This is a genomic window from Vibrio lamellibrachiae (assembly GCF_050337265.1).
Classification (GTDB): Bacteria; Pseudomonadota; Gammaproteobacteria; order Enterobacterales; family Vibrionaceae; genus Vibrio; species Vibrio kyushuensis.
In genome coordinates this window covers 140,179-147,168 of the sequence record NZ_JAKJSU010000013.1, presented here as the reverse complement: position 1 = coordinate 147,168, position 6,990 = coordinate 140,179, and the positions used below count along the sequence as shown (strand labels likewise).

Sequence of the window (6,990 nt, the reverse complement as noted above, 5' to 3'; positions counted from 1 at the left end):
GCTCTCGCTTGATGGTCACGGTAGTGCAACTATCGTTGATGAGAATGGACCTGACTTTGATGATATGCCTGTTCTGACGGTTTCTGATGCGGGTGAAACTGTTGAAGGTGATAATGAATTCCCGGCTACGTTCTTAGTTGAGTTAGATAAAGAAGTGGACGGTTTACTCACTTACACCTTTAACCTCAATGTTGAAGGTTATGGTGAAGGTTCCGTCACTTACAGCGCTGAGATGGAAGATTTCTTGGCAAACGGTAATTTAACAGTGACCTACACCGTGGGTGAGGGTGACGATGCAGTTTCGCCTTCAACCGCCGTATCTGCAGTTGATGGCACGGTAGACATTCCAGGTAATGCTTACAACATTTCAGTGAGTGTTGATACGTTTAATGACGATATCTTTGAAGGTACGGAGAGCTTTGGGCTTGATGTTCATGTTGACGGTGAGATTGGTGACGAGCTTGATGAGTTATCGCTTGATGGCCACGGTAGCGCGACCATTACCGATGAGCTGGATGGTGAAGATGACCCAGACTTCGAAGACAAACCAACATTAACCGTCAGTGATTCACCGGATGTTATCGAAGGGGAGCGTTCAGTCTTTGGCGTTGAGCTCAGCAATGAAGTTGATGGAGAACTAGAATATACGTTCAACCTCAATGTTGAAGGCAGTGCCGACCTTGCTGACTTTACAGACGTAGGGGATCTAACTGTTTCTTATACCGATGATGATAATGTTGAACATATCCAGCATATTGAGAATGGAGGAAGCCTCTTTTTTGCAGGAGGCATTTTGAATTTAACCGTCAGTGTCGGAACCCATTACGATGGTATTAACGAGGAGGCTGAGACCTTCGCTCTTGATGTCAATGTATCTGGAGATATAGGTGATCTTCCCCACGATCTAGATCTGGATGCTAGTGGTAGCGGCACCATTATCAACAAAAATGCGGCTCCAGAAGCCGAAGACTTTGAGGCTTATCTACGAGACCCTGACTCGCCAATTCCAATCGTCTTTGACTCTGATGACCCTGAATTCGATCACATCTGGGACTTTGATGAAACAATCCCGGGTAACACTGAATCAGTGATGGTGATGATCACTTCATTACCAACAACAGGTACGTTGTTCTACACCGAAGAAATTGATGGTCTAGATGTACGAAGAGAGTTAACGATAAATGATCTCTATACTCAAGAAGATGGCGGTACTATTCTGGACCCTAGCAAAATTGAGTACGAGCAAGATGAAGGTGATACCTTTGTGATGGGCGGTATGCCAGAAGATTTAGACTCAGTAGAGGGGCCTTATAATTGGGGTGATTGGGAGTCTAACACCGAGCGTAGTTTTGAACTTTCAAATGGCGCTACAATATTGATTTCACTTATTGACAATAACCCCAACAGCAAAGGGAAAGCAGAGTTTAAACAGTATGAACACCCAGATAATCATAAAGGTTTTGGCTTAGCTGAAAATCATGGTAAGGGTATGAACCCTAAAGAACAAATTGTTATTAATCTATCCGAAAATCCATTAGAGACAGTCACTTTTGGGATTGATGGTATGCAAAATGCCTTTATTAGAGGGGCTTCTATTTTGGTCACTTATACTTTACAAGATGGTACAGAAGAGACGGTTGAATATAATAAAAGCTCTGATCTAGGAAGTCAGGAGTTTTACGAACAGTTTACTTACACTTCAGAAGATAACCCAATAGTAGGTATGGTTATGGAAGGAACTGGTAGTAACTGGGTGCTTCGTGATCTCTCAGGCGAAGAAGCCATTACGGAAGATGATAGTTTCACTTACCTAGCGATAGATACCGGTGGCTTGGTCAGTGAAGAAGCAACTGTTACGATTCCTCCATATGTTGAACATGCAGCGAGTTTGGAAGATGAATTGTTGTCCGGTACTGAAGATACAGACGCCTTCAAATGGAGTGACACGACTATTGATAACGGTGAAGATACGATTGAAAACTTCACGCTTTATGAAGACCTTATAGACCTCACAGGGGTGTTGGATGATGACCCAGAGGTTAGTATTGGTGAGCTTATGGATGTTGTAACCGCTAGCGTTGTCGATGACGATGTAGTGTTAACGGTTAATGCGGCAAACTCTGACGATATCGAGGTTACTCAAACTATTGTTATCGAAGATGGAGCCACTATATTGGATGATTTCATTCCTGCGAACTCTGAACTTGATCAGTTAGAACTCTTATCACAAATACTCAAGACAGACGCTGCATAGTAGGCACAATAAAGCTGGTCGAGAGGCCAGCTTTTTATTTACAAATTCATTAGTAAAAACAGTTGCCAGACTCTTTGGAATTGTGTTACTTTCCCGCGCAATCTCGGAGCTGTATTTTAAGCATTGCACTGGGGGATACGCGCAACGAACATTCTGGCTGATTGTTTCGTTACGTAGGGTAGGTATCAGCAAGCCATTTGCTGATAGACGGGATAACTTTGTTGCCTTTGCAACAGATGAGAGAGAAACCCAACATTGAATACTTTTAACTTATACAGTCTAATCAGCTTCGTACTTCCTAAGTGCCCTGTACTTCACGTCAGTAGCATCACCGAACCCTGAATTCCTGATCTCCAAATCTACCATTTCTAATGGTCACTATCTAAATCCCGAACGTATGGATGTTTTCGGAAGGTATTGCTTTGCCTCTTGTTTTATCAACCGGTGTTGAAAAGAGCGCAAATCCTCTATTTTTAGGGAATTACAATGAGCACAGCTTTTGAAGTCGATAACACGCTTATCGCAACCACTTTTTCTACCAAAGTACCTAACGTAGAAGGTCTATATGATCTTACTCCAGACCAAATACTGCTTGATCAAGCAGATCATGAGTCTGAAGTTCGTTCATACCCAAGACGTCTACCTATCGCGATCAAACAAGCACATGGCGCGCTTGTTGAAGATACCCGTGGACAATTGTTTTTAGATTGTCTTGCTGGCGCAGGTACTTTGTCTCTGGGTTATAACCACCCAGAAATCAATCAAGCGTTAAAAGAACAGCTTGATCTAGGCTTGCCATATCAAACACTTGATATGACAACTAGCGCGAAAGATACCTTTATCAAACGCGTAAAAGCATTTTTGCCGAAAGAGTTCTCTCATAATTCTGCAATCCAGTTTTGTGGTCCTTCAGGCGCAGACGCGGTTGAAGCAGCAATTAAGCTTGCTAAGCAAACCACCGGACGTAATACCATGTTTGCTTTCCGTGGGGCTTACCACGGCATGACAAATGGCACCATGGGTATGATGGGTAACCTGAGTACAAAAGAGCGCCGTACAGGCTTAATGTCCGATGTTCACTTCATGCCATTCCCATATAACTTACGCTGCCCGTTTGGTTTAGGTGGTGATGAAGGCGCGAAAGCGAGCATTCGTTACATGGAACGTCTGCTTAACGATGATGAAGCGGGAATCATGAAACCTGCGGCAATCATCGTTGAACCAGTACAAGGTGAGGGCGGGGTGATACCTGCTCCTGCATTCTGGTTACGCGAGCTTCGCCGTATCTGTGACGAGCATGATATTCTGCTAATTCTTGACGAAATTCAATGTGGCGTAGGCAAAACTGGCTACCGCTTTGCGTTTGAAGAGTCGGGTATTTCTCCAGATATTCTGTGTCTGTCTAAAGCGATTGGCGGCGGCTTGCCAATGTCTATTCTTGTTTTCAAGAAAGAAATTGATACATGGAAAGCGGGTGAGCATACGGGCACTTTCCGTGGCAACCAACTTGCTATGGTATCTGGTGCTAAGGCGCTAGAAATTATCGAACGTGATAGTTTAGTTGAGCATGCAAATATTGCGGGTCAATACTTCCGTATGGGTCTTGAAAGCATTCAAAAGCGTGTGAATTGCGTTGCTGAAGTTCGTGGAAAAGGCTTGATGCTGGGTATGGAAATCCAAAAAGCAGATGGAAGCACCAACAAGTTTTGCGAACCTGAAGCTGATGGTGATTTAACTCTGGCGATTCAACGTGCAGCTCTAGAGCGCGGCTTGATGGTTGAGAAGGGCGGCCGTGAAGGTTCTGTCATTCGTTTCCTTCCACCAATGATTATTTCGTTTGAACAAATTGATTTTGCTCTTCGCGTCATGGAAGAGGCGATTATTGCTGCCGGTGGTGGCAAGCGTGAAGCAGTTGAAGACAACGCAAAGTGGAAACAGCACTTTATTCATGTTGGCGAAAATGGTGCTGATGAGTTCGCTGCGGTAATGAATCATGCGACGGATACGCTAAAGCAAATTTTTGAGCAGGTTGAGCAGCCATACACGGGTATGGATCCAAAGTTTCTTGAAGCTCAAATTAATTCGGTTTGTTTAGACTCTGCGAATGCAAGTTTAAAAGACGTCATTGAGAGCACTAGCGACCTAGTCGTGAAGAACTCTATCTTCACTCAGCATCCTAACTGTATTGCTCATCTGCATACACCACCTATGATGCCAGCTATTGCGGCTGAAGCGATGATCGCAGCATTGAATCAATCTATGGATTCATGGGATCAAGCATCTTCTGCAACGTATGTTGAGCAACGTGTTGTTGATTGGCTTTGTGGCAAGTACGAACTAGGCAATCAAGCGGACGGTATTATTACCAGTGGTGGAACTCAAAGTAACCAGATGGGGCTGCTGTTAGCTCGTGACTGGATTGCTGATAAGCTTTCAAAGCACTCAATTCAAAAGCTGGGTCTACCTGACTACGCACATAAACTACGTATCATCTGTTCAGAAAAGTCGCACTTTACTGTTCAAAAATCCGCTTCTTGGATGGGTTTAGGTGAAAGATCAGTCGTCACTGTACCTGCGCATGTTAACGGCACAATGGACACTGACGCGTTAGAGTCAACGATTCTGGATTTAAAAAAGCAAGGATTGATTCCATTTGCAGTGGTTGGTACCGCAGGTACAACCGATCATGGTGCTATTGATGACTTAGCCGTACTTGCAGATTTAGGTGAACAACACGATTTATGGCTCCATGTCGATGGTGCTTACGGTGGTGCTTTGATTCTTAGCAGCCACAAAGATCGCCTAGCGGGCATTGAGCGTGCTGACTCTGTGAGCGTGGATTTCCACAAGCTGTTCTATCAAACAATCAGCTGTGGTGCGTTGCTGCTAAAAGATAAGTCTCAATTTAAGTTCTTGCTTCACCATGCTGATTACTTAAACCGTGAGCATGATGAACTGCCAAATTTAGTTGATAAACAAATCGCGACGACGAAACGATTTGATGCACTGAAAGTCTTCATGACTATGCAGAACGTTGGCCCTCAAGCACTTGGTGATATGTATGACCATATTATCGAGCAAACGCTTGAAGTTGCAGAGTTGGTTCGTGCACATGATGATTTTGAACTATTGGCGGATCCATCTCTATCAACGGTTCTGTTCCGTTCAACTCGCACTTGCGAAGGTTCGGCAGACAAGCTAAATCAGAAAGTTCGAATCGAAGCATTGGTACGTGGTGTTGCAGTATTAGGTGAAACAGTTGTTGCAGGACACTCTGCCCTTAAGTTTACGATTCTAAATCCATGTCTAACGTTGGCAGATTTTGAAAGATTAATTAAAGATATTAGTCAGTTAGTGGTTGAATTTGCTGATTAGCATTTAGAACACGAATCACTTGAGAGGCTGACTTTTTCATATGTAAGCCTCTTTAAAAAGTAATCGAATTAGAAAGAATAAGGTAAAGATAACAATGGCAATTCTACAAATTGGTGCAGGTGGTGTTGGTTGGGTTGTTGCGCATAAAGCAGCACAAAACAACGAAGTTCTAGGCGATATTACTATCGCTTCTCGTACGCTCAGTAAGTGTGAAAAAATTATCGAGTCAATTAAGGGAAGAAATAACCTTAAAGACACGACTAAGAAATTAGAAGCACGCGAAGTTAACGCTGATGATGTTGAAGCACTGGTTGCTCTTATTGAAGAAGTGAAGCCGGATCTTGTCATCAATGCTGGTCCTCCTTGGGTCAATATGGGCATCATGGAAGCGTGTTACCAAGCGAAAGTATCGTACCTTGATACATCGGTAGCCGTAGACCTGTGCTCTGAAGGTCAACAAGTACCTCAAGCTTATGATTGGCAATGGGCGTACCGCGAGAAATTTGCTGAAGCAGGCATCACCGGTATTCTAGGTGCGGGTTTTGATCCAGGTGTTGTTTCTATTTTTGCTGCGTATGCGGTTAAGCACCTATTTGATGAAATCGATTCTATCGATGTTATGGATGTTAACGCAGGCGATCACGGTAAGAAGTTCGCGACAAACTTTGACCCAGAAACGAATATGCTTGAGATTCAAGGTGACTCGTTCTATTGGGAAAATGAGAAGTGGAACCAAGTTCCATGTCATTCACGTATGCTTGAGTTTGATTTCCCGAACTGTGGTTCTCACAAAGTTTACTCAATGGCGCACGACGAAGTTCGTTCAATGAAAGAGTTTATTCCAGCTAAGCGTATTGAGTTTTGGATGGGTTTTGGTGATGCTTACCTAAACTACTTCAACTGCATGCGTGACATTGGCTTATTAAGCACAGATCCATTGACTCTTCATGACGGTACTGTGGTTCAGCCGCTACACGTTCTTAAAGCACTACTACCAGACCCAACGTCTTTAGCTCCGGGTTACACAGGTTTAACGTGTATTGGTACTTGGGTTCAAGGTAAAAAAGACGGCAAAGAACGCAGCGTATTTATCTACAACAACGCTGACCATGAAGTCGCATACAAAGATGTAGAGCACCAAGCTATTTCTTATACAACGGGTGTTCCAGCTATTACTGCTGCACTTCAGTTTTTCCGCGGTGAATGGGCAGATAAGGGCGTGTTTAACATGGAACAGCTAAACCCTGACCCATTCCTAGAGACGATGCCGGGCCTTGGTCTTGATTGGCATGTACAAGAGCTAGAACCTGGTCAGCCTATCATTAATAAGCTGAAGTAACTCTACTTACTCCTATAGAGTA

General features: G+C 43.7%; 3 protein-coding genes. All 3 read left to right on the top strand.

What is annotated here, in order from left to right; translation table 11 throughout:
- A partial coding sequence (locus L4C54_RS20515) for a hypothetical protein (RefSeq protein WP_428809605.1) occupies positions 1 to 2,254 on the top strand: 2,254 nt, incomplete at its 5' end.
- A gap of 486 nt (positions 2,255 to 2,740) precedes the next feature.
- Positions 2,741 to 5,629, top strand: a complete 2,889-nt coding sequence (locus tag L4C54_RS20510) for a pyridoxal phosphate-dependent class III aminotransferase (protein WP_428809604.1) — start codon at positions 2,741 to 2,743, stop codon at positions 5,627 to 5,629.
- A 94-nt stretch (positions 5,630 to 5,723) separates the two neighbouring features.
- The gene (locus L4C54_RS20505; RefSeq protein WP_428803320.1) at positions 5,724 to 6,968 is read left to right on the top strand and encodes a carboxynorspermidine synthase; all 1,245 of its coding nucleotides are present in this window, start codon (positions 5,724 to 5,726) and stop codon (positions 6,966 to 6,968) included.
- The last annotated feature ends 22 nt before the right edge of the window (positions 6,969 to 6,990 follow it).

Excerpts from the sequence above, each read along its gene's own strand:
- L4C54_RS20510 (WP_428809604.1), top strand. The coding sequence starts at position 2,741 with ATGAGCACAGCTTTTGAAGTCGATAACACGCTTATCGCAACCACTTTT.
- L4C54_RS20505 (WP_428803320.1), top strand. The coding sequence starts at position 5,724 with ATGGCAATTCTACAAATTGGTGCAGGTGGTGTTGGTTGGGTTGTTGCG.